This window comes from Pseudovibrio sp. Ad37 (genome assembly GCF_001623075.1).
Classification (GTDB): Bacteria; Pseudomonadota; Alphaproteobacteria; order Rhizobiales; family Stappiaceae; genus Pseudovibrio.
This window is the reverse complement of the sequence record NZ_LMCF01000125.1, coordinates 1-21,687: the sequence shown is the minus strand read 5'-3', so window position 1 is coordinate 21,687 and position 21,687 is coordinate 1. Positions and strand designations below refer to the sequence as shown.

General features: G+C 49.1%; 18 protein-coding genes and 2 pseudogenes. 17 read left to right on the top strand and 3 right to left on the bottom strand.

Annotation, left to right across the window (positions count from 1 at the left end; all coding sequences use genetic code 11):
* Together PsAD37_RS27700 and PsAD37_RS17415 are read left to right on the top strand one after the other, a co-directional pair.
* Nucleotides 1-142, top strand: a 142-nt coding sequence (locus tag PsAD37_RS27700) for an integrase core domain-containing protein (protein ID WP_153039653.1), incomplete at its 5' end; no start/stop codon positions are given.
* A gap of 21 nt (nucleotides 143-163) precedes the next feature.
* Nucleotides 164-487 (top strand): hypothetical protein, encoded by a 324-nt coding sequence (locus PsAD37_RS17415; RefSeq protein ID WP_063297236.1) that lies wholly within the window; start codon nucleotides 164-166, stop codon nucleotides 485-487.
* A 520-nt stretch (nucleotides 488-1,007) separates the two neighbouring features.
* On the opposite strand, the gene PsAD37_RS17410 is transcribed toward PsAD37_RS17415, so the two are convergent.
* Nucleotides 1,008-1,304: a helix-turn-helix transcriptional regulator gene (locus PsAD37_RS17410; RefSeq protein WP_206600083.1), complete on the bottom strand. Its 297-nt coding sequence runs from the start codon at nucleotides 1,302-1,304 to the stop codon at nucleotides 1,008-1,010.
* 52 nt (nucleotides 1,305-1,356) lie between these two features.
* On the opposite strand from PsAD37_RS17410, the pseudogene PsAD37_RS17405 reads away from it, so the two are divergent.
* From PsAD37_RS17405 to PsAD37_RS17350, 10 genes and pseudogenes are all read left to right on the top strand, one after another.
* Nucleotides 1,357-2,022 (top strand): annotated as a pseudogene (locus PsAD37_RS17405) (transposase).
* A gap of 594 nt (nucleotides 2,023-2,616) precedes the next feature.
* The gene (locus PsAD37_RS17395) at nucleotides 2,617-3,072 is read left to right on the top strand and encodes a hypothetical protein (protein WP_153039786.1); all 456 of its coding nucleotides are present in this window, start codon (nucleotides 2,617-2,619) and stop codon (nucleotides 3,070-3,072) included.
* A 1,292-nt stretch (nucleotides 3,073-4,364) separates the two neighbouring features.
* The gene (locus tag PsAD37_RS17390) at nucleotides 4,365-5,015 is read left to right on the top strand and encodes a peroxiredoxin (protein WP_063297233.1); all 651 of its coding nucleotides are present in this window, start codon (nucleotides 4,365-4,367) and stop codon (nucleotides 5,013-5,015) included.
* Between the two features lie 915 nt (nucleotides 5,016-5,930).
* The gene (locus tag PsAD37_RS17385; protein ID WP_063297232.1) at nucleotides 5,931-6,470 is read left to right on the top strand and encodes a hypothetical protein; all 540 of its coding nucleotides are present in this window, start codon (nucleotides 5,931-5,933) and stop codon (nucleotides 6,468-6,470) included.
* Between the two features lie 733 nt (nucleotides 6,471-7,203).
* Nucleotides 7,204-7,722, top strand: coding sequence for a hypothetical protein (locus PsAD37_RS17380; protein WP_084407922.1), 519 nt, complete (start codon nucleotides 7,204-7,206; stop codon nucleotides 7,720-7,722).
* Nucleotides 7,683-11,441, top strand: a complete 3,759-nt coding sequence (locus PsAD37_RS29200; RefSeq protein WP_063297230.1) for an autotransporter domain-containing protein — start codon at nucleotides 7,683-7,685, stop codon at nucleotides 11,439-11,441. Before PsAD37_RS17380 ends, PsAD37_RS29200 begins: the two co-directional genes overlap by 40 nt.
* Before the next feature lie 260 nt (nucleotides 11,442-11,701).
* Nucleotides 11,702-12,862 carry an IS30 family transposase gene (locus PsAD37_RS17370; RefSeq protein ID WP_063297229.1) on the top strand — a complete coding sequence of 387 codons (1,161 nt, stop codon included), beginning with the start codon at nucleotides 11,702-11,704 and terminating at the stop codon, nucleotides 12,860-12,862.
* 343 nt (nucleotides 12,863-13,205) lie between these two features.
* Nucleotides 13,206-13,517 carry a hypothetical protein gene (locus PsAD37_RS28585; RefSeq protein WP_063297228.1) on the top strand — a complete coding sequence of 104 codons (312 nt, stop codon included), beginning with the start codon at nucleotides 13,206-13,208 and terminating at the stop codon, nucleotides 13,515-13,517.
* Nucleotides 13,439-13,891, top strand: coding sequence for a TnsA endonuclease N-terminal domain-containing protein (locus PsAD37_RS28580; RefSeq protein ID WP_206600085.1), 453 nt, complete (start codon nucleotides 13,439-13,441; stop codon nucleotides 13,889-13,891). The genes PsAD37_RS28585 and PsAD37_RS28580 overlap by 79 nt, the downstream gene beginning before the upstream one ends.
* Before the next feature lie 478 nt (nucleotides 13,892-14,369).
* On the top strand, nucleotides 14,370-15,620 hold the full coding sequence (locus tag PsAD37_RS17350; RefSeq protein WP_063297225.1) for a site-specific integrase: 1,251 nt from the start codon (nucleotides 14,370-14,372) through the stop codon (nucleotides 15,618-15,620).
* 379 nt (nucleotides 15,621-15,999) lie between these two features.
* On the opposite strand, the gene PsAD37_RS17345 is transcribed toward PsAD37_RS17350, so the two are convergent.
* The gene (locus PsAD37_RS17345; RefSeq protein WP_063297224.1) at nucleotides 16,000-16,797 is read right to left on the bottom strand and encodes a dimethylarginine dimethylaminohydrolase family protein; all 798 of its coding nucleotides are present in this window, start codon (nucleotides 16,795-16,797) and stop codon (nucleotides 16,000-16,002) included.
* 109 nt (nucleotides 16,798-16,906) lie between these two features.
* Here PsAD37_RS17345 and PsAD37_RS17340 point away from each other — a divergent pair, with 109 nt between their 5' ends.
* The 5 genes from PsAD37_RS17340 (at nucleotide 16,907) to PsAD37_RS17320 (ending at nucleotide 20,952) form a co-directional block, all read left to right on the top strand.
* The gene (locus PsAD37_RS17340; protein ID WP_063289806.1) at nucleotides 16,907-17,695 is read left to right on the top strand and encodes an ABC transporter ATP-binding protein; all 789 of its coding nucleotides are present in this window, start codon (nucleotides 16,907-16,909) and stop codon (nucleotides 17,693-17,695) included.
* Between the two features lie 14 nt (nucleotides 17,696-17,709).
* Complete coding sequence (locus PsAD37_RS17335) at nucleotides 17,710-18,477, top strand: transporter substrate-binding domain-containing protein (protein WP_063297223.1); 768 nt, start codon at nucleotides 17,710-17,712, stop codon at nucleotides 18,475-18,477.
* Between the two features lie 51 nt (nucleotides 18,478-18,528).
* Nucleotides 18,529-19,257 carry an ABC transporter permease gene (locus PsAD37_RS17330; RefSeq protein ID WP_063297222.1) on the top strand — a complete coding sequence of 243 codons (729 nt, stop codon included), beginning with the start codon at nucleotides 18,529-18,531 and terminating at the stop codon, nucleotides 19,255-19,257.
* Complete coding sequence (locus tag PsAD37_RS17325; RefSeq protein WP_063297221.1) at nucleotides 19,250-20,023, top strand: ABC transporter permease; 774 nt, start codon at nucleotides 19,250-19,252, stop codon at nucleotides 20,021-20,023. The genes PsAD37_RS17330 and PsAD37_RS17325 overlap by 8 nt, the downstream gene beginning before the upstream one ends.
* Nucleotides 20,024-20,319: 296 nt before the next feature.
* Nucleotides 20,320-20,952, top strand: coding sequence for a TetR/AcrR family transcriptional regulator (locus tag PsAD37_RS17320; RefSeq protein ID WP_193778291.1), 633 nt, complete (start codon nucleotides 20,320-20,322; stop codon nucleotides 20,950-20,952).
* A gap of 82 nt (nucleotides 20,953-21,034) precedes the next feature.
* Here the strand turns inward: PsAD37_RS17320 and PsAD37_RS17315 are convergent.
* Nucleotides 21,035-21,613, bottom strand: a pseudogene (locus PsAD37_RS17315) (IS6 family transposase); the annotation flags it as partial.
* Between the last annotated feature and the right edge of the window lie 74 nt (nucleotides 21,614-21,687).

The window sequence follows — 21,687 nt, the reverse complement described above, 5'->3', positions numbered from 1 at the left end:
TTACTCGTTGCGTGAAGCCCAAATAATCATCGAAAGGTGGAGGATACACTACAATACCAAACGCCCCCATAGTGCGCTGAACTTCCGCCCACCGGCTCCTGAAGTAATCATTCCAGTAGACCAAAGGCCAGTCATGCACTAACTTTCAAACCGGACCACTCAAGTGGGGCTGATCAATCTCAACAACGACCCGTACGGCATTCTCGATAAGCTATTGCACACTAAATTTGTTGATTGGGAACACGAAAAAGAAATGCGGATGATCGTTGCCAAGTCGGAGTGTGAGAAGCGTGGCAATTTTTGGTTTAATAAGTTTGATGACTCTATGATTTTAAAAGAAGTTTACCTCGGCGAAAAATGTCCCAAAAGTATTACCGATTATAGGCAGTTGCTAAAAGCGGAAGGGTACTCACCAAATGTGCAAATCATGCAAGCTCGCCCAGCTTTTGGGAAGTATGAGTATGAAATCGATAAAAGGTTTTTGTGAGGCCCGTTGTCGGTGACAAACATTTAAGTACAACTACAACCAGAGTTAGAAGTGATCCTAACTATTGAGATAACCTAATTTAAGGCAAACAGCAGCAACGACCACTCATCAACAAGCTGATCAAAATCGACCTATAGTTGAAATCACGCGCTTGCCGGAAGCACCTAGATTTAGGTTGAATGTCAGCTTGTGGTCAATTTGGCATCGGCACTCAACTAGGAAGGTCGCCAACAAACACTTCAGTCTCACAAACAAGCTAGAGGATGTTGGTTGGTGCCCACGAACACTATTGAGTTGACGATCACTTTCTTAGTTCTCCTATGTGTTTAGCCCGCTTGTTTGGCATATCGCGGCCATTCCATGATGACCGATCTTACATGCTCAGTATCATCAAAGGTGCAAACAGAGCTGGACCTTCTTGACGATGGCGAGTTTGATCTTTCCAAGCTAACTGGCATATCCTGGGTTCTCTCCTCCAATTTTGAGTGAAACGAAAAAGCAATGTGCAACTGGAGGGTACTTATCGCCGCACTCGTTTACGTTTGGGTTTATCGACAACATCTTCAATAGATCGTGGGATTTTGTTCTTGAATAATGTTTCGAAACCGTCTTCTGCATCCAAGGCAAAAGCCAACTTAATTGCGGCTAACAGAGAACCTTTTCCATTAGTCTCTAATAGGCGCACTGAAGAGTATGAAACGCCTGATCGAGCCGCTAGCTCTTTTTGGGTAAGATCAGCGGAGATGCGCCGCTCCTGAATGCGCCGAGCAAGAGCTGTTAGGATTTCATCTGGTGATGTGAGTTTAAATGCTTCCATAATGGCAATTATATCAGATGAGCTATTTAATTGCTAGTATACAAGCATTAATATTAGTCACCATAAGTGCTTCGAAAGGCCGCTATTCAGTGGTGAAGTGGCATTATGGGCGGTTCGCTGGTATTGCAGATACGGCATCAGTTATCGTGACCTTGAACAGATAATGGTTGAGCGCGGCGTTTGCGTTGATCATGCTACAATTTACAGATGGATCTAGAGATATGCCCAGGAGATGGAAAAGCGACTGCGTTGGCAATGGCGGTGTCCATCCTTCTGCAGTTGGCGGGTTGAAGAAAACTACATAAAGGTTGGCGGGAAATGGACCTATCTCTACCGAGCCGTAGACAAGTTCGGCAATACTATCAACACCGACAAGGCCCCAACATATGGCCTTGCTATATCCGAGTTGAAAAGAGAAGAAAAATGCCCCACGGACATTGAACATCGCCAAGTGAAGTATCTGAGCAATATCATCGAAGCTGATCACGGCAAGCTGAAACAGCTCATCAAACCTGTACGTGGGTTCAAAACCATGAGGGCCGCCTATGCGATGATCAAAGGCTTTGAAGTAATGCGGGCTCTACGCAAAGGTCAGGCTGGTGCCTTCAATTTCTCAAAGAATGTTCTAGGTGAAGCCCGCCTCGTTGAGCGGGCCTTCGGAATTGGCCCAAGTGCTACTTTGTATATTGTTATTTTAGTTCGTTTTAGGTGGACATAACAAGAATGTTTCAAAGGGGTTATCATGTAAACGTAGGCACCAGTTTTTTACGCTAACCTAATACTATCAAAGCCAAAACCCCTTATTTGGTCTTGGTTTGCGTTGATCAGTTCATCTCTCTATCGCTCAAAACAAGATTAGTCCCGTTAGCAACAACAGATCGATGCCCAGAAGGCAACGTCAAAGGCATCGCGTTTGTTTCTAAACACCATCTCAACACTTCAATCTGCACGAGAAAGCGGGGAGGATGCGAGCGCAGCGCTGGACCGTCAAGTCGGATGGTTCCAGCTAGAGCAAGCAAAGCAAGGTGTGAGCTCGCTAATAGAGCAAAATGATGCTTCCGTTCTTACCCTGGCTGGGGCTCACTATAGAGTATTACGCAAATACGCCGGTTCTTTCCTTAAGACTTTTGAGTTTCGCTCGGCTCGCCGGTATGATCCGTTGCTTACTGCCATCGACACGCTGCGGAAGAAGTATGCTGAGGGATGGCGCGTTCTGCCTCGGGTTGTACCCAGTTCTCATTTTGGGACTTCGGAGCACCGCTTGATTTTCCACCAGGAAAAGCCGGATTGACGTCTTTATGAAATTGTGGCTTTGGCCGTTTTGCGTGATCATCTTCGTTCTGGAGGCGTCTGGGTCGAAGGTAGCCGGTCGTATCGCACTATCAAAGAGCACTTGATGCCGCCTGCTCAGTTTGCCCAGCTCAAAGAGAACAACGATCTTGCCTTTGGCGTTCCGTTAGATAGTGCAGCGTGGCTATCGAAGATGCGAGAGCAGCTTGACTTCAACATTAAGCAGCTGGCCTACCGGGCACGTGATGGCAAACTGAAGGATGTCCGATTGAAAAATGGCACACTCATCGTCACTCTTCAGGCCAGCGATGTTCCTTCAGGCGCTGAGGAGCTGAACGAGGAACTCACGCAGATGTATCCGCATGTGGAGGTGCTCGATCTTTTGCGTGATGTGCATAAATGGACTGGCTTTGCCGATCAGTTCACCCATGTGTGCACTGGGGATGCACCACACAACATTACTACCATGCTGGCCTAAAAGGCCCCAAGTTGCAAAAGTGGCCAAAAATCAGAACAATTAAAGAACATGCTGGGTGACTGTCGTTAGTATCTCGGAGTATGAGATGGTAAGATGCGGACGATACTACGGGTATCGACCCCAAGTTTGCTCAATGTTCGGCTATTAAATGTGCACTTCCATGCCCACAACTCAGCGGGTCAATTTCTCAAACGTAGCCACGAGAGATAGGCGCCTGATTTCTTCCCAAAAGCGTAGCTACCATAATCATTTAACCCAATAACGTATTTTTGCCAATGTCGATGCCGACGGAGAGAAGTTCTGTGGCCATGGGACTGCTCCCATTTCATAAGATCAGGATCGCTATAGAGTCTACGCCTTAGGTGACAGCGGTCCATCCCACTACTGAACTTCTAGGTGGTTCCGTCAAGGGTTGAAGAATCATCCGAGTGCTGATGCCGTCGAGCGTTTCAAGCCCCCTTGTCACACATCAGTTAGAGTCCCATCAATCCATGAAGAGCTCGTTGCAGCCTTAAACAATACCATCAGGTTTCGCGTATGCAGCAAGTCGCTTGTGACCATTTGCGGACATTCGCAGGTGTCCGACGAATTCTCAGCTAATGCGAGGTTTCAACTGTAGGTCGGTGTTTCTAGGCTCAAAATGGAGGAAGTAAACAAAGCCTCCTTAGTTGCTCGAGCAGCCCGAAGGAATTTCTCCCTCGGGCTCTCACAGAACCGGACGTGAACCTCTCATCTCATAGCTTGCAGCAATAGGGCCATCAAATTCTTTTTGTTGCAGCGATCTATTGAGCCACTTACAAGCCGCCGTTGTATCACTAGAAGGCATAATGAATATGAGACGAGCTGTATGAAATAAGCGCTGGCAAATAAGGTGAGACCACCTACCAATTACATTAAATCGCAGTGCCTAATCTAAAATTGCGAGCAAATGATATGTAGGTTGAGGGATCTGTATGCTTCGACAACTATTGTCGATAAAAACATACAAGCAATTTTGGACCCTCAAGTATTAGGTCTAGATAGTGAAGCAATTATATCTCAACACCTGAGATGTGTTCAGTAATGATAACGAATGTCCGATTGCTTCCAGCCAAGTTGTTCAAATTTGGATAAGTAAACCCTTGTTTGCCACTTTAGCACGCGAAGTTCGGCTGTGTAGTCGTGCCATAGGCTAAACGCATCAGCGTGAGCATGCTGTATGAGTTGGCAGTAATTAGCCATGCAACCGGCTAGCTCAAATGGCCACACAGCAAATTACATCACGCCCGTGGACATTATCGAAAGGACAAACCATGGTTTTACGTATAAACGATACCATTCCCGATTTGACGGTGACGACTGATCAGGGAAAACTCAACCTGCACAATTGGGTTGCCGACAGTTGGGCGATAATTTTCTCGCATCCTAAAGACTTTACACCCGTTTGCACAACTGAATTTGGTGCTGTTGCAAGACTGGCGAAGGAATGGGAAGCTAGAAACACCAAGGTATTGGGTATCTCGGTAGATGGTGTTGAAGACCATAAAAAGTGGAAAGGTGACATTGAAGCCGTTGGCGGGACCAGACCAGAGTTTGCAATTGTTGCTGATGACGATTTAGAGATGGCAAAGGCATTTGACATGCTGCCAGCAGAATATGTGATGCCCGACGGTCGGACGCCAGCAGACTCTGCCACAGTACGTTCAGTGTTTATCATTGGACCTGACAAGCAGGTGAAACTTATGATGACCTATCCGATGTCCGTTGGCCGTAATTTTTCCGAAATATTGCGTGCTTTGGATAGCCTGCAAATGTCTGCCAAAGGCGTTGCTACCCCAGCTGATTGGCAGGTAGGACAAGATGTGATTGTACCGCCAGCGGTTAGTACAGAGGATGCTCAAGCGAAGTTCGGTGTAGTGAATACCATTTTACCGTATTTGCGCACTGTCCGTGCGCCACGTTAGCCTCATTTGGCTGATCATGTTTTACTAAGCTAAGCGATTATGAACCTCGGAAGAAATATTTCCCGAGGTTCTTCTCTAGTTCTTTCTTAGTGTATGATTTTTACAAAATTCATTCTGGCCCTAGAACACACTGAAATTGGCCGTTCTCTAAGATCAACTCAGTTTGGATGTCATTTCTCTTGAATATAATCTTGGCGCAGACGCGCTATATCTAGGATCTCGGTCTTTTAATCTCGAAAATCGACGATATTACACGGAAGCTGCAATATCAGAAAATCTCCCAGTTTTTAGGGCATATGAGCAAACGGTTTGCGACGGTTTGGCCGCTATGTCTATTTCTAACAGTTTCAAAATGTGGTCAAATTGGCAGCTTCACAAGCCTACACACTTCTGTTTAAAGCGCAGCCTCCTGTGGCGTTTTCTGTTTGGGGCTCGCGATCATTAGCATCACAAAGATTGCTCAATGATAACTGTATTGGCTTAAGAGTATTCGTAGCTCTGACAGGCGGCAGGTTAGCTTACTTCCAAATGACCTGAGTCGAATGTCTTTGTACTGCTTCTCAGCGGTATCGCTGACAGGCCTTACAATTTGCCTGGTTACTCTCTCCTGCACAAAAGATGATCTACTCACTTGGCCTTGATGACAAACACAGTGGCCTAGTCAAACACAAACAGGTGGTCGTTCTTCCGGCACTGCCATCAGTAAATCATGCGGCACATACAGCTTCTTATGCACAGTTTATCCTACATTTCAGCCACTGAAGTGTCCTCCAACAGAGCCTGTGTTCCTCCTCCTTCACCTCATAGCTAATAGCAATAAGGCCTTCAATTTCTTTCTGTTGTGAAAGTCCAGAGTCTAATCCATTTCTGCAAATGAAATTGCCGAAAAGTTGGATCCTAGAGGAAGGGTGAGCAATGCAGCTTTCAGATTACAATACTCAAATTAGGAACCTATCTCAGACCTTTACCTGGGCAATTCTGGTTTTGGGTGCTTTTCAATTTCTGCTCGGGATTGGGGTTTTAGGACAGAGGGCAACGGAGATCGATGCGGCGGGCTACACGCGCTTCCATGCATATTGGGGGATGGGACTTTTGATCGCCATTCTTGGAAAGCTTATTCTACTTTACTTTGTAGAAAAGCGCAGGCTTCTTAAGAAATCGCACCATTGGTTTTTTCGCCTATCAATCACAGTGCTATTTGCTCTCCTTGTAATTTTGCCTCTCGTTGGTGGAGTGAGATTGCTGGTAAATGAAGGGCCTAGCAGCTCTTTGGGACTTACTGTGGCGAGTTGGGTGCATGGGGAAAGCGTAAATTTTCTAGCGGAGTTGCACACTACACTGGCTTATGCGCTTGGGTGTGCCACAATTGTCTACGGCCTGAGCTGGGCGGCAGACTACATTCACTCTGTAAACAGAGAACTGTCCCACATTGTTATAGAGGATCCATATACTTAGAGGAGGAGCTCCGCAATAAAGCTACGCCGGAAACTCTATCAAGTTTCATTCAACGAAGGGCAACTGTTACTCCATTCGAAAAACACTATATCTCCGATTGAGTTCCAAGCAGTGTCACTGGCGACCCTTGCATTTTGCCAATTGCTCACTCCCGCTCAAAACGCTGACCCACTCGCTTCGTTTATGACAACCTTCGCCGCCTCTAAGACGTTATGCAGCTCGTGCAGTCTTGTATCCAAGATTTGCTCAACATTTTGGCCACTGATGTACCTCGTAAAAGAGACCGCATTCCTCCTCCTCTGCCTCATCGCTAATAGCGATAAAGCCTTCAATTTCTTTCTATTGTGAAGGTTTAGGAGCCTAAGTATTTTCAGCCGATGAAGTAATTGAAAAGTCTACCAAAGATGGGCCGAGCCGGATGAAATGAGCGACAGCACATAGCAAGAGACCATCTCTAATCTGATGCAGTTGCTCATTTTTTCTCTCCACCACTTCAATCCGAATGAGTGGCAGAGACCGTTACGCATGAGCGCGTTGCCCACAAAAAGTGTTCATCCGAACCGGAAGCACTTCGCAGGTACCATTTTGCGCCTTTTCGAGAAGCCATACCAAAAGCTGACGAGTGTTCCTGAACAAGCACCGACAAACTCCACGTCATTTCACGTCAAAACGGTCAGGTCTTGAAGTGTGATGAGTACATCAAAGAATTAGAACTAAGAGTTCCGATAACCACATGACTACGCCCCCGACAACAGTATGTTACAAGCACTTTCTGAACCGTCTGAAGTGCGGTGGACGCATGACCAAAATGGCCGGAGTAACAGCAAGTCGAGCACCCTATCTTGCAGCTGCGGTAATTGCATCAGGGCCTTTGATGTTGTCCGGAGCCACCGGCGCCCTTGGACAGACTTGGGACGGCAGCGCTTCAGCCGACTGGTTTACTGGCGAGAACTGGAGTAGCAATACCGTCCCGGATGACACGCAAAATGTTTACATCGACACCACAGCACCCAATTCGGCCAAAGTAACGAATAAAACCACCAACGGAACGGCAGGGGCGCAACGTCTACATGTCGGTGAACGCGGCGAAGGTACTCTGACGGTATCCGATGGCGGTGCGGTGAGTAGTACGCACGGCTATATCGGCCATTTCAGTGGCTCAACCGGCACTGTTGAGGTGACCGGCACCGGGGCAGCCTGGGGGACAATTCAGTGGATCTGTTTATCGGTGACTATGGCGATGGCACTCTGACGGTGTCCGATGGTGGCGCAGTGAGTAGCGCGTACGGTTATGCCGGTAATCATAGTGGCTCAACTGGCAAGGTCGAGGTGACCAACGCCGGGTCGACCTGGCAAATTTCAGACATCCTATATGTCGGCGAAGGCGGCGAAGGCGCTCTGACGATTTCCGAAGGCGGCACGGTGAGTAGTACGATCGGCTATATCGGCGGCGACAGTGACTCAACCGGCACAATTGAGGTGACAGGCACCGGGTCAACCTGGGACAATTCGGGCAATCTGCATGTCGGCGCCGCCGGCGATGGCACTCTAACGGCGTCCGATGGTGGCACGGTGAGTAATACAAACGGCATTATCGGTCATGGTATTGGCTCAACCGGTACAGTTGAGGTGACCGACACAGGGTCAGCCTGGGAGAATTCGGGCAGTCTGTTTGTCGGCCTCGGCGGCGAAGGCACTCTGACGATTTCCGAAGATGCAACAGTTAGTGTGTCTGGAGCGACTCAGCTGGGCGCTCATTCAACTGGTTCTGGCGTTTTGAACATTGGTGCGGGCAGCGGTGAAACGGCTGCTGCGGCCGGAACGATTGATGCCTCAACGGTTGAGTTCGGAGATGGCACCGCGACGCTGGTTTTCAACCACACGGATGAGACCGGTGCCTATCAGTTCGACGCTGACCTTGCCAGCACCGGCTCCGGAACTCATTCGATTGTGCACGAGTCCGGCTGGACAGATCTGAGCGGTAACAACGCAAACTTTACCGGAACAACAGTAGTCAACGGTGGCACTCTGTCCGTAAGTGGGTCACTGGGCAGTTCGAGCGGCATCATCGGCTCCCAAAGCGGTTCAACGGGCATTGTTGAGATATCTGGTATCGGCTCAATCTGGGAGAACTCAGAGGATCTTTATATTGGCGAAGATGGTGAAGGCACACTGACGATATCCAATGGCGGTGCGGTGAGCAATAAAGAAGGCCATATCGGCTACAACCCTAGCTCAACCGGCAGTGTAGAGGTGATAGGCGCTGGATCAACCTGGAACAATTCGAGTCGCCTATATGTTGGTCGTGGTGGCGAAGGCATTCTGACGGTATCTGATGGTGGTGCCGTAAGTAGTACGCACGGCACTATCGGCTACAACTCTGGCTCAATCGGCAGTGTAGAGGTGACAGGGATTGGGTCGACCTGGGACAACTCGTCTTGGCTGAATGTTGGCCATGGCACTCTTATGGTATCCGATGGTGGCGTCGTGAGAAATACGTGGAGCTTTATAGGCGCTCACGGTGGTTTAAACAGTGCCGTTGAAGTGTCCGGCGCAGGGTCAACCTGGGTTAACTCGAGCTGGCTGTATGTTGGCGGAGCCGGTGAAAGCACTCTGAGGGTGTCTGATGGCGGAGCCGTGAGAAACAACAACAGCATCATTGGCAACTACTCTAGCACAAGCAGCAGTGTTGAAGTGACAGGGACTGGGTCAACCTGGATCAGTTCAGGGGAATTGACTGTCGGCGAAGACGGCGATGGCGCTCTGACGATTTCCGAGGATGCTACAGTGAGTGTATCCAGGGCGACCCTTCTGGGCTCTAAATCAACAGGTTCTGGCATTTTGAACATCGGTGCAGCAGCTGGAGATGCTGCCGTGGGGGCGGGAGTGCTCAACACAGCAACCGTAACCTTTGGTCCTGGCACAGGTACTATCAACTTCAATCACACGGATACCGATTACATTTTCACCCCCCAGATCGTTGGAAACGGAGCGGTTCATCAACTGTCCGGCACCACAATTCTGTCCACCACCAACTCGGGCTATACCGGCGGTACGACGGTCTCGGGAGGCGTTCTGGATGTACGTAACGGAGACGCTCTGGCCAACACAGGTGAGGTGAATGTCAGCGGTGGACGCCTTCTGATCACAGATACTGAGACAGTGGGTGATACAACGCTCACTGGAGGCTCACTGGAGATCAGCACGGGTGCAACCCTTTTCGCGGATGCATTCATGCTGACGGATGGAACGGTCACAGGCGGTACGCTCGAGGGTAGTTCATACACCTTAGAAAACGGCAATATCGGTACGGCACTCACCGGGAGCGGTGCTTTGACCAAGACCGGTATTGGCACAGTCAACTTGACTGGCACCAACACCTATACTGGTGGCACCACTGTTTCAGGTGGCGAGCTGGTTGTTAATGGCTCCATTGGTGATGTTACAGTCAACGGCGGTAGCCTTGGTGGTTCGGGGACTGTAGGGGCTGTTGCTTTCCATTCAGGTGCCGTAATCGCTCCGGGAAACTCCATCGGGACTCTGAATGCGACTTCTCTTGTTTTCAATAGTGGTTCAACCTTTGAAGTTGAGTTGAACGATGGGGGCAATGCAGCAGGCACCAACAACGATCTGCTGGCTGCCAGCGGTACCGTGACAATCAATGGTGGTACGGTGCATGTTAAGCCGGAGAACGGAACCGACGATGGTTCAACCTATGCCGCCAATACGGTTTATACGATTCTGAGCGCTGTAGGGGGCGTCTCCGGAACGTTTGATTCATCCACCCCAATAGATGACTTCGCATTCCTTGATTTCGCGCTCTCTTATGATGCCAACAATGTTTATCTGGGTTCCCAAATGGCATCCAGCACGTTCTGCATTTCCGAGATGAGTGCTAATCAGTGCGCTGCGGGTGAGGGTGCATTCTCACTTGGCAGCGGAGGCTTGTTCAATTCCGTCTTGAACCTGTCCAACTCAGATGCACCAGGAGCACTCGATCAGCTTTCAGGCGAAGCCCACGCCTCAATAAAAACAGCGCTGATTGAAGATAGCCGCTTTGCCCGCGAGGCTGCCCTCAGTCGTGTGCGCATTGCAATGGATTCCGTTGCAGCGGATGGACAAGAGCAAGTGGAAAAGCGCGTTGGTGAGAGTTTCTCGTTCTGGGGGCAAAGTTTTGGCTCCTGGGGACGCTGGAGTGGAAACAGCAATGCCGCAGGGCTTGATCGGTCAATTGGCGGTTTCCTTCTGGGTGGAGATATCCAGATTGGTGAAAATTCCCGCCTTGGCTTCTTCGGAGGCTATGACAACAGCAGTTTCGAAGTGAATGGCAGAACGTCCTCTGCGACGGCCGACACGCTGCATCTTGGTGCTTATGGTGGCACAGAGTTTGGGCCTCTGGGGGCGCGCGCAGGTGGTAGCTATGCATGGCATGATATCGACACAACCCGCTCAGTTGCCTTCACTGGCTTTGCTGAGGACGTGTCAGGATCCTATACGGCGCGAACTGCGCAGATCTTTGGTGAAGTGGGGTATCGTTTTGATTATGCAGCGACCAGCCTGGAGCCTTTTGCTAATATATCCTACGTTCAGTTGTCCAGCGATGGGTACTCCGAAACTGGTGGCTCTGATGCGCTGAAGGCTGGTCGCCAGACAATGGATAGCACCTTCACCAGTATCGGGCTGCGGGCAGAGACACGGGCGAACCTTGGCCAATTCACCGCGAAGCTATCAGCACAAGCTGCCTGGCAGCATGCGTTTGGTGATGTAACACCTGTTGTCAATCATGCCTTTGCCGGAGGCGATGACTTCTCCGTTGCCGGTATCCCGATTGCCAGAGATGCTCTTCTGCTGAATCTGGGAGCATCGGTGGATCTGGGACGGAACACAACCTTGGGTCTGGCATACGATGGCCAGTTTGGTTCCGGCTTCACAGATCAGGGGCTCAGAGCAAACATTGCTCTGAAGTTTTGACCGTTCTCCTGTCTGTGCAAGGCCACCAACCCCACATAAACCTGCTCGCCACCTGAAAACTTAGGTGGCGGGCAAATGCTCTCTAGCTGTCGAAAATCTATATCCACTAAACCCGCTATTGCATCTCTGCCTTGAGCACGGCCTTCTGCCATCCAGACTGCCTCAACTATTGATTGAACTGTGTGAATGTCCGGTATTGGCGGTGGTTTCAACTGGTGGATGCAACACTTTAATCTTTGAGTAGAGATGGAGTGTTCGACATGACGTATCGCCGCCGTATTTACTATTCTGCCGCACAACGAGCCGAGATTTGGGATCGATGGCAGCGGGGAGAATCGATGAGTTCGATTGGCCGTGTGTTCGACCGGCAGTCCTCCTCTGTGTTTTCTGTCATTTCTCCGACCGGAGGCATCCGCCCTGCCGATCGGCATCGTGGTAAGCTGGCGCTGAGTTTGAAAGAGCGTGAAGAGATATCGCGAGGCCTCAGCATCAACGCATCTTTACGATCTATAGCCTGCCAGTTGAGCCGTAGCCCATCTACGATCAGTCGTGAGGTGCAGCGAAATGGTGGTCAGGTCGCTTATCGCGCAGCAGCGGCTGATCAGGCTGCCTGGGACCGCGCTCTACGGCCCAAGACATGCAAACTGGCTTACCATCCTTCTTTGAGCCACGCAGTATCGGAGAAGCTGCGCAGCAAGTGGTCTCCAGAACAGATTGCCGGCTGGCTCAAACGTAGCTTTCCAGGAGACGTAAACAAGCAGGTGTCCCACGAGACGATATATCGAAGCCTTTACATACAGGCCCGCGGCGTATTGAAGAAAGAACTGCTGGACCATCTGCGTGCTAAACGCACGATACGTCGGTCCAGACACGCAAGCCTCAAACGAAATAGTCTAGGCCAAATTAAGGATGCCGTTTCGATCAGCAAAAGGCCCGCTTGCGTCGAAGACCGTGCAATACCGGGGCATTGGGAAGGAGATCTGATCGGAGGATCCAAGAATAGCTATATCGCCACTCTTGTTGAGCGGCAAACACGCTATGTCATGTTGATCAAGGTTGCCAACAAAGACACGAGCAGTGTTATCTCCGGGTTGATCAAACACACCCACAAATTGCCAAAAGAGCTTTACAAATCTTTGACTTGGGATCGAGGCAAGGAGATGGCAGATCATCTAAGCCTGACATTAGTAACGGATGTTGCTGTATACTTCTGCGACCCACATTCACCGTGGCAACGCGGATCAAACGAAAACACGAACCGCTTGCTGCGGCAGTATTTGCCCCGAGGCACTGACTTATCTCTACACACGCAGCCTGAACTTGATGCAATCGCAAGACAACTCAACCAACGACCCCGCAAGACCTTGCAATATCAAACCCCAGCTGAGAAGTTCTCACAGTGTGTTGCATCCACCAGCTGAATCCACCGCCCAATCTGTCTTAAATTTGATCAAAATCTCTGTCTGATGTGCTGTGGTGTTGACCGCAGATATTAAAATGAGTTTCCAGACCTATGATCTGCAGGAGAGGCGAGTATGATACTTTATTACTCGAATTTTGGCCTCTATGTTGAAGTTTGCGATCCTCAGTATGATACTTTATTATTTGGAGCATATTTTGAGTTGGCGGATTTGTGCCAGTTTTCGTGCGCTTCAGTATGATACTTTATTACTCTCCCACATTTTTTTCAGTAAGTAATAAAGTTCCATACTGAAACCGCTGGTATTATGCTTGCTTTGCGAGCAGTGACCGGCGGTTTTTTTCATGGCAGGTAAGAGTAAAGCGTTTTCTGACGCCAAGTTTGCAAAGATGATCAAAGAGGGACGAGGCAGTGGTGAGTATTCTGGATACAAGCCCTGGCTGACAGTTCGTGATTTGCCGTCTCTTAGGAGAGTACATCGCATCTTCGGTCATAAATCGAAGAGAACCCATCACCTGCTGTCTGATCTCGATTTTTCCGTGTTCCTGCGCTTGAATGGCATAGTGAAGTTACGCAAATCCGCGAGCAGTTCCCCCTTGCAAGAGATGACACGCGCAAGCTCGCGCTTGAAGCCGGAATTCAGCATCCGAATCTAGCTGGCGTTGACCAGTATATGTCCTCTGACTTCTTGGTGGACACGAGTGATGAGCAGACACCTGGATTTGCCTTGCAGGCGAAGTATAAAGACGCGCTGCTAGATGCTCGCACAGTTGAAAAGCTGGAGCTTAAGCGGCGATACTGGCAGGCAAAAGGCGTGCTTTGGTACCTTATTACGGAGCAAGAGGTGCCAGCTGTCGCTACCAAAAATATACAATGGCTCCCCCCGGCGATGCGGGAGGAGGAAGTTCGTGATGAACCGTCTCTGGACCACTCAAATGGGACTGCTCATTACGGCCTGACGACTAAGGACAGCGTTAACAGCTTTTTCAGAGTTAATTTGAAAGGGTATTTGCAGGAGCTAAGAGGGTGAAATTGCGCTTTCAAACGCTCTCATTTGCTTACAAAATCCCAAAATGCAAAAAACTCCCGGAAGGGAGCTTTGCTAAACCTCTTTATATACCATGAGGTTAAATGGTGAGCCCGCACGGGTTCGAACCGTGGACCTACTGATTAAAAGGCGCTTCAGTATAGAACGCTCATTTACGACATAGATCGATTCATTACTATGAATCAAAGAGTTGTAGAAAATTATTTGCGTTTGCCTACCTTGCTTTTCGAGCTCAATCTCATACATTTGCTTACATAGTGCTGACACAGAACGGTAAGCAGTTCGTTTTTGACCTATGACGGTTTGGATGCTGTTTTGCACAGGTCCTAAAAGAAAGCCCCAAAGGTCGTCAGAAGCTGTCATGTCGTCAGAAACAGCGGCAAACGGGGACGTTTTTCAACTTCAAAATTTGTATGTGTGGTGGCTTCTGTCACGAGCCGTCAGCGGGAGAGGTGTGTCTATGCCGAACATAACGAAGCGAACGGTGGACGCGGCAAGGCCAGCAAGCAAAAAACACTTCCTCTGGGATAGCAAGCTCAAAGGCTTTGGCCTTCAAGTGATGCCGAGCGGTGCAAAAACATTCATTGTACAATATCGCACGCATGAAGGCCGCTCACGTTGTATGAGCCTTGGAAAATATGGTGAATTAACGCCTGATCAAGCCAGAGATCTGGCGACCGACGTTCTGGCGAAGGTCCGTAACGGGGATGATCCCTTGTTAAAGCGGGAAAACAAACGATCTGCTCCCACTGTGAATGTTCTTCTTGATACTTACATGAGCAAACATGTGCAGGTTCATAATAAGCCCAAGACAATGAAAGACATTGAACGTCTCCTAAAGCGGTGTGTTCGTTCACGACTGGGGCAAATGAAACTCAACTCTGTCAGGCGGCAGGATATTGCAAAGCTGCACCACTCGTTGAGAGCAACACCTCGTCAAGCCAATCAAGTTCTGGCGGTCTTATCTAAGGCGTTCAATCTCGCTGAAGTGTGGGGCCTAAGGCCAGAGCACAGCAACCCGGTTCGCTTGGTCAAGCGTTATAAAGAAAACGAGCGTGATCGTTTCCTGTCAGAGGAAGAGCTGCAAAGACTGGGGCGTACCCTTGAACTAGCGGAGCATGAAGGACTTCCTTGGATCATAAAAGCCGGGAAGGATACAGTTAGGCACTTGCCCAAGGATATTGCAAAGCGGAAGACACCTGTAAATCCGAGAGCTCATTATTGCTTACGTCTGCTCCTTTACACCGGTGCGCGCTTGAGTGAAATTGCAACCTTGAAATGGGAGCATATTGATTTTGAGTTGGCCACGATTGCACTGCCTTCAAGAAAAGGGGATGAACGTAAACCTCATCCGGTAAGTAGTAGTGCCATCAAAATACTCTCTGAGATCCCACTAGTGGATGGTTCATCTTATGTTTTGCCCGGCTGTAAAGATCCGACACAATCTATTTCGATTGAGGTGATTGAGAATGCATGGCAGCGCATCCGCATCCATGCCAATATTCCTGATGTTCGTATTCACGATCTGCGCCACACGGTTGGCACCTTCGCAGCTCAAGCAGGCAGCAACGCCTTCCTCATCAGCCACCTTCTGCGCCACCGCAACGTAACCATCACCAATCGCTATGTGAACCATGATGCCCATCCAATCCGGGTGCTGTCTGAGACGATTGGTGAACGGATTGAGGCTGGATTGGAAGGACGAGAATGAGAACTCCGCCACAGCATTGGGAGGTATTTATTTGGATATTTGCAAGCTCCGCATGAGGCTTTTGACCATAAGCTGACATTTGAACTAAATATAGCTGCTTACTGCCAGTACATGACTTCAACCACAGATCGATTTTGGTCAACTTGTTGCTGAGTGATCAAGACAGACATTAGCGCCGTCATTGGAGGGAGCGTGTCCCAATACTGTTGCAACTTTCAAATGAGCGTGCCTCAGCATAATTCAAAGACTTCGAAGATAATGTGTTGAATGAAATCCGTTGGCCGGTTAACGGAAACATAGATTAGATTTGCCTAAGGCGTCGAAGTTGCAGAAACACTGTGTCTCCATCATAGGCGACACAGCGAAGCAATACTTTAGTTTACATCATTGGTGGTGAGAAACGTAGTGATAGGCATGACATGCCGCCGTCTAGTTTTGCTGCTTCGGAGTTGCCAATCTTGCGGATGTTGTAGCCTTCTTTTACCAGAAGTTCTTCGGTTTTCGGGAAGCCATCCGGCATCAGCACAAGATCGTTAAATCTGATGGAGTTAGCGCAGGCTTCTTCACCATCTGCGGTGTGCAGGACACGATAACCTTCAAAACAACCAGATGCATCCAAACGCTTCGTGGAAAGGATGGTTTCCTCATCAAGCAAAGAACAATCGGTTTTGAAGTGGAGAACACCATCTGGAGTTTGTAACTCACGAACCTTGTAGTTCCAAGGGGCAACCATTTTGCGCAGTTCTTCGATCCCTGCCGTGTCGGTTCGTGCCGATGTGCCGATGAGAATTTCACGTTCGGTAGTGAGGATGTCTCCGCCATCGATAAAACCTTCTCCTTGAATGGTGAGCACTGTATCATACAGTTTTTCAAGGCTTGGGATCATAGCTGCAGCTTCTCCTAAACGGCTTGAAGCACCGGGGCGCATTGCGATAGCAACCTCTGGCAGGCAAAGCGCAGCATCTTCAACAAAGACAGAATCAGGAAATTCTTCCATTGCATCAAGCGTAATGATTGTCGCTCCGGTGGATTCTAATGCGGCCACATAGTCATCGTGATGCTTGAGGAAAACTTCGTGATCGGGTGCGCCAACATCCACCGCACGAAGGCCCTGTGTGATGGACTGACCCAGTGTGCGAGTGATCGCGTGGGTGAATGTGTAAGAACGCTTAGTCAAGATTCTCTCCCTGTTTTGCGCCAATTTCAGACTGAATCAATATTAGTATTGACACCTAATTTATGCGCATGCATAAATTTATTCAATCGTATAAATTGGGAGAGGCGCATTGCCGGGCCGCGATAAACAACCATCACCAGTCATTGAAGTGAATGATCTGCATAAATCCTTTGGGCAGCTCGAAGTCCTGCGGGGAATTGATCTCATCGCCCGGCCTGGTGAAGTGATTTCGCTGATTGGCGGGAGTGGCTCAGGTAAATCGACTACTCTTCGTTGCCTCAACCTACTTGAGACACCAAGCAGTGCTGGTCTACTCAAGTTGCTTGGCGAAGAAGTCCATTTAAAATTTGACAAGCAAGGAAACCCAGAAGTTTCCGATAGACGCCAGCTGCGCCGGTTGCGCAGTCGCTTAGGGATGGTGTTTCAGAGCTTTAATCTGTGGCCGCATATGACACTTGAGCAAAATGTAATGGAAGCTCAGGTGCAGGTGCTGGGACGGCCCAAAAATGAAGCACGCGAAATCGCACATCACTTACTTGAGCGTGTTGGCCTCACTGAACGCCGTGAGATGTATCCCGCGTATTTGTCAGGTGGTCAGCAACAACGCGGCGCTATTGCACGTGCGTTGGCCGTCGATCCAGAGGTCATGCTCTTTGATGAACCAACATCCGCCCTTGATCCTGAGCTGGTGGGTGAAGTTTTGACTGTAATGCAAGGCCTCGCTGAGGAAGGCCGAACCATGATCATCGTCACGCACGAAATGAAGTTTGCTGCAGAAGTTGCCGATAAAGTGATTTTCCTCAATCAGGGGCAAATTGAAGAACAGGGAACACCTGAAGAGATCTTTCAGGCCCCAAAGTCCGAGCGTTTAAAGCAGTTTATTCAATCTATCAATTAATACTGGGAGGAAAAATGAAGATCAAATCTACTCTATTCGCGCTTGCTGTTGCTGGGTATGCAACAGCGGCAGCTGCAGAGCCTGTTCGCGTTGGCATCGCAACAGAGGCTTACCCGCCATTCTCCACGCCGGATGCAACCGGGAACTACACCGGTTGGGAGATTGATATCATCAATGCAGTTTGTGAAGAGGCCAAACTGGATTGTAAAATCGTTGCATCCGCGTGGGATAGTATCATTCCATCTTTGACTGCTGAATCTATTGACATTATTGGCGCATCTTTGAGCATTAATGAAGAACGCCTTAAGGTCATTGATTTCTCCAATAAGTATTATCAGACCGGCGCATCTATCGCGATTGGTAAAGGCAGTGGTGTTACTCCAAATCCCGAGGGGGTTTCAGACAAAATCATCGGTGTACAGTCTGGGTCTGTCCACCAAGCATACGCTTTAAAACATTTCCCAGATGCCAAGATCCGTGAATATCAAACTCAGGACGAAGCTAATCAAGACCTTTTTGCAGGTCGGATTGATGGCACGTTAGCCGATGTTTTAGTTCTCGACGAGTTCCTGAAATCGTCTGAAGGTGAGATCTGCTGCGGTGACGCTGGCTTGATTGCAGCAGACGTTTCCATTCATGGCCAGGGAGTTGGTTTTGGTCTTCGCAAAGGCAATGACGAGCTGAGATCTCAGCTCAATGATGCCATTGATGCAATCCGCGCAAATGGCACCTACGATAAAATCACTGCCAACTACTTCAACTTCAATATCTTCGGTGAATAAGTATCGGATTGCCAGTAGAGGGGCCTCCCTCTGCTGGCTTGGGAGAACTGTATGGCAACTAACTATCGGGAAATGAGTGCTGCCGAACTGCTCTCTTTGGAACCTCCGGGTTGGGGGGGAGCTTTGTTGGATGGACTTGTCGTATCTTTGCAAGTTGCCTTGCTTGGGTATGCGATTGGTATCGTGATCGGTCTTGGGGGGGCAACACTGAAGCGGTCTGGAGGTCCAGTCGCTCGGGATCTCATGTCCGTTTACACTACCTTTGTTCGTGCCATCCCTGAGCTGGTCTTAATCTTGTTGGCCTACTTCGCACTACCTGAATTGCTCAACAATGTGCTCTCAGTCGTTGGATTTGGCAGGATCGAAATCAACGGTTTTGCTGCAGGTGTGCTTGTTATAGGGTTTGTTCAAGGCGCTTATGCAACTGAGGTTTTTCGTGGTGCCATAGCCTCTGTACCGGTTGGGCACATCGAAGCTGCGCACAGCTTTGGTATGCATCCGCTACGCATATTCCACCGAATTACAATTCCTGAAATGCTTCCTGCTGCAATTCCGGGCCTCTCAAATTTATGGCTGATCGCAGCCAAAGACACTGCATTGCTAGCGGTTGTTGGTTTTACAGAATTGACCTTGGCAGCGCGTCAGGCATCCGGTGCAACAAAGCATTACTTCCTGTTCCTGCTCGCTGCTGGAGGGTTGTATCTGATGGTGACATTGGTCTCCGCACAGCTTTTTAAATGGTTGGAAAATCGAGTGAGCCGGGGAACGCGTTATGCCTGAGCAAACTCTTATGAAGCCCCATCGCTTGATTATGGTTCTCGTCGCTGCAGTGCTTGTGTTGACCTTCGCATTTATGATGGATTGGGCTTGGCTGCCTAAATACAGTTCTGAGATTCTGGATGCACTTTGGATCACCATTGCGTTGCTGGTGAGCTCGATCGTTGTTGGCTTTTTGCTTGCTGTGCCGATTGGGCTTGTGCAAGTCACTGGACCTCGCCCGCTGACTTGGCTCGCGATGAGCTTTTGCACGCTGATCCGCGGAACGCCAATCTTGTTGCAGATGTGGGTTCTCTATTACGGTCTGGGATCATTATTCCCCTACATGCCCGGATTACGACAAAGCTGGCTTTGGCCTTACTTGATTGAGGCGTGGCCTTATGCGTTTGTCGCTCTTACATTGTCGTTTGCAGGCTATGAAGGTGAAGTAATGCGAGCTGCTTTTAAGGGCGTTCCTCGCGGAGAGCTAGAAGCAGCGCATGCTATCGGAATGCATCCGTTTACAATTCTACGTCGCATTTGGTTGCCAAGGGCAGTTCAACGTGTACTACCAACCTTGGGTGGGGAACTTATCTTACAACTCAAAGCGACGCCGTTGGTTGCAACCATTGCTGTTGTTGACGTTTATGCGATCTTTGGGCGTATTCGCCAAGAGACGTTCATCATCTATGAACCGCTGCTGATGCTCGCGCTGATCTACCTCATATTTGCCGGCGGTATTGCATTCGTATTCCGGCTTCTAGAAAACAAGCTTCCTGCAAGAGGGTGACAATGGAAAATGTGCTCAAACACGGATGACCACAACTAAATTCATCAAAGAAAAGTTGAGACCTAAGGATTTGGTGCCACGCCTCTTTACTAGGATAAGTTGAAAACAAGAGATCATTTTGATATCTTTGAACTTATTGCGGTTTCACATGAGCCAAGTTTTCATCAAGGCTTAGTCAGTCATGATATATACGTCTGATGGGTGCACGGCCTGGTTATAAATTTAACTTCACGGCCACTTGTCTGTTTCGCATGAATACAAGTTGCTGGTTTTTACTCTTGGGTATGCTTACAGAAATGCAGGATAAATCTGGAAAAATCCGTCAGGAAAATACAGATACGAGGCGAGCTGATCTTATCGCCGCAACTTTGCGTGTTATTGCCCGTGGAGGTGTTCAGTCGGCCACCGTGCGAGAAATAGCAGCAGAGGCAAACGTCACCCAAGGGCTTATCAGGTACTACTTTGCAAAGAAAGACGAGCTCATTGCAGCTGCCTATGAAGCCTACATGGGCAATCTGGTCCACATTGCGGATGAAGCATCTCGCGGTGAAGAGACTGCCGCTGAGCGAATGTCCAACTTTATCAAGGTCTCTCTAAAAGCGCCAGTTACAAGTCATGACTCGATTGCCATATGGGCTGGCTTCTTCGAAACCTTACTTCACAACAAGGACATGACAGAGAGTCACGAACGAAGCTACAACCTGCTTCGCTTGCACCTGAAACAATTGATTTCTGATGTTTTGCTTGAAGCAGGCAGGATAGTGAGTGAACAAGAACTCAGACGCCTTAGCATAGCTGGAAATGCGATCCTGGACGGTTTATGGTTGGAAGGCGGTGCCTTACCTCACGTTTTTGAAGAGGGCGAACTGGTGCAAGTCGGCCTGAAGTGCTTCAGTTCTTTGTTGCGGATCGATCTTCTGATGTCCTGAGATTAGGCTCCTAAAAACGAAACAAGGGTTCTGTTGCAAACATGTCTTAGAGCGCAATTTGTGTGACTTCAGGGCTATCTTATTAGATTTTATCGCTCTGAAGATGGTTTTCGAGCATGATCATGGCTTCAGATAGAGCACTTGAGCCAATTCCGAAGGCCCGCTCAACGAGGCGGGCTTCACCCAGAGCATCATTTGAGAAATTGAAGGCACCAGCCTGACCTTTGCGCAGAGCCCGCATTACTTCAAAGCCTTTGATCGTCGCATAGGCGGTCTTCATGGTTTTGAACCCGCGTATAGGTTTGATGAGCTGTTTCAGCTTGCCGTGATCAGCTTCGATGATATTGTTCAGATACTTCACTTGGCGATGTTCAGTGTCCGTGGGGCATTTTCCTTCTGCTTTCAACTCGGATATAGCAAGGCCATATGTTGGGGCTTTGTCGGTGTTGATAATATTGGGCTTTTCCCAGTCTTTAAAGCCACTCAAAGCTTTACCTAGAAACCTCTTGGCAGCTTTGGCATTGCGAGTGGGAGAGAGATAAAAGTCGATAGTATTGCCGAACTTGTCTACGGCTCGGTAGAGATAGGCCCATTTCCCGCGAACCTTTAGTGGAGTAAGAAGCTCCAAAGAGCTTCTCCTCCCCGAACCGGACGTGCACCTTTCAGCGCATCCGGCTCTCCGTTCAAGTCTGGCTCATAGCCATTGCGACATCATGATAGCGTGAGGTAACCGTA

Bases quoted from the DNA above. Each gene is read 5' to 3' on its own strand.
- PsAD37_RS17410 (WP_206600083.1), bottom strand. From the start codon at position 1,304: ATGGAAGCATTTAAACTCACATCACCAGATGAAATCCTAACAGCTCTT.
- PsAD37_RS17390 (WP_063297233.1), top strand. From the start codon at position 4,365: ATGGTTTTACGTATAAACGATACCATTCCCGATTTGACGGTGACGACT.
- PsAD37_RS17385 (WP_063297232.1), top strand. From the start codon at position 5,931: ATGCAGCTTTCAGATTACAATACTCAAATTAGGAACCTATCTCAGACC.
- PsAD37_RS17380 (WP_084407922.1), top strand. From the start codon at position 7,204: ATGACTACGCCCCCGACAACAGTATGTTACAAGCACTTTCTGAACCGT.
- PsAD37_RS17370 (WP_063297229.1), top strand. From the start codon at position 11,702: ATGACGTATCGCCGCCGTATTTACTATTCTGCCGCACAACGAGCCGAG.
- PsAD37_RS28585 (WP_063297228.1), top strand. From the start codon at position 13,206: ATGGCAGGTAAGAGTAAAGCGTTTTCTGACGCCAAGTTTGCAAAGATG.
- PsAD37_RS17350 (WP_063297225.1), top strand. From the start codon at position 14,370: ATGCCGAACATAACGAAGCGAACGGTGGACGCGGCAAGGCCAGCAAGC.
- PsAD37_RS17335 (WP_063297223.1), top strand. From the start codon at position 17,710: ATGAAGATCAAATCTACTCTATTCGCGCTTGCTGTTGCTGGGTATGCA.
- PsAD37_RS17330 (WP_063297222.1), top strand. From the start codon at position 18,529: ATGGCAACTAACTATCGGGAAATGAGTGCTGCCGAACTGCTCTCTTTG.
- PsAD37_RS17325 (WP_063297221.1), top strand. From the start codon at position 19,250: ATGCCTGAGCAAACTCTTATGAAGCCCCATCGCTTGATTATGGTTCTC.
- PsAD37_RS17320 (WP_193778291.1), top strand. From the start codon at position 20,320: ATGCAGGATAAATCTGGAAAAATCCGTCAGGAAAATACAGATACGAGG.